The organism is Kineococcus siccus (assembly GCF_009906795.1).
GTDB classification, from domain to species: domain Bacteria; phylum Actinomycetota; class Actinomycetes; order Actinomycetales; family Kineococcaceae; genus Kineococcus; species Kineococcus siccus.
The window spans coordinates 1-928 of the sequence record NZ_JAAALN010000412.1; the positions used below are offsets into that span (position 1 = coordinate 1).

At 73.1% G+C, this 928-nt stretch carries 1 protein-coding gene; it reads right to left on the reverse strand.

Going from position 1 to position 928, the window contains the following annotated elements; genetic code table 11:
• Window positions 1-203: 203 nt before the first annotated feature.
• A complete protein-coding gene (mraZ, locus tag GTR02_RS21865) occupies window positions 204-635 on the reverse strand; it encodes a division/cell wall cluster transcriptional repressor MraZ (RefSeq protein WP_166609564.1) in 432 nt (143 codons plus the stop codon).
• Between the last annotated feature and the right edge of the window lie 293 nt (window positions 636-928).

Genomic DNA, 928 nt, shown 5'->3' on the forward strand with positions numbered 1-928 from the left:
GGACCACGGTGTGCGGGCGGCGGTCCTCCACCCGGCCCGACCGCCCGCACACCGTGGTCCCCATCCGCTCCTCGCTCGCGGGGGCCGGGCCTGGCGCCGGGGAAGTGGCGTCAGGGCCGGACCCTCGCGAGGTCGGAGCGGCTGGAGGCCGCGGCCTGCGGTGCACCCGCCGACCCTCGACGTCTGGTCGAGGGTCAGGGCGCTCAGACGATGCCGGGCAGCACCTCCTCCGACTGGTCGGAGAAGGGCTGCTCGGCGGCTGCGAGGTAGCTCTCCCAGGTCGGGAGGTCCCACAGCTCGACCCGCGAGCCGGCGCCGATGACGGCGACGTCGCGGTCCAGACCGGCGTACGCGCGCAGGACCGGAGGCACCGTGAAGCGCCCCTGCTTGTCCGGCGTCTCGTCCGAGGCTCCCGACAGGAAGACGCGCAGGTAGTCGCGCGCCTCCTTGCGGGTCAGCGGCGCCTGCCGCAGCTCCTCGTGCATCCGCTCGAACTCCTGCATCGGGAAGAGGTACAGGCAGCGTTCCTGCCCGCGGGTGATGACCAGGCCGTCGGAGAGCTGGTCGCGGAACTTCGCCGGGAGGATCAGCCGGCCCTTGTCGTCCAGGCGCGGTGTGTGGGTGCCCAGGAACACACCACACCCCCGGAGCCGGACGGTCCCTCAGCGACCCTTCTGGCCCGCTGTCCTCCACGGTACTCCACTTCGCTCCACCGTCAACCGTCAATGACCGAGAGTGACCGTCCGGTCGACTCATCGCTGCAGGTCAGGGCGGTGGAGGACGGTGGAGGGCCGTCGCGGCGTGCACGACCCCTCCACTGCGTGTCCAGGACCGTTCGACTGCGCAGCGCTGCCGGGGCCACCGGTTGCGGCGCGGGGCAGGGCCGATCCGGGGTCGCACCAGGGCCGAACCGGCGTCGGGGTGGGGG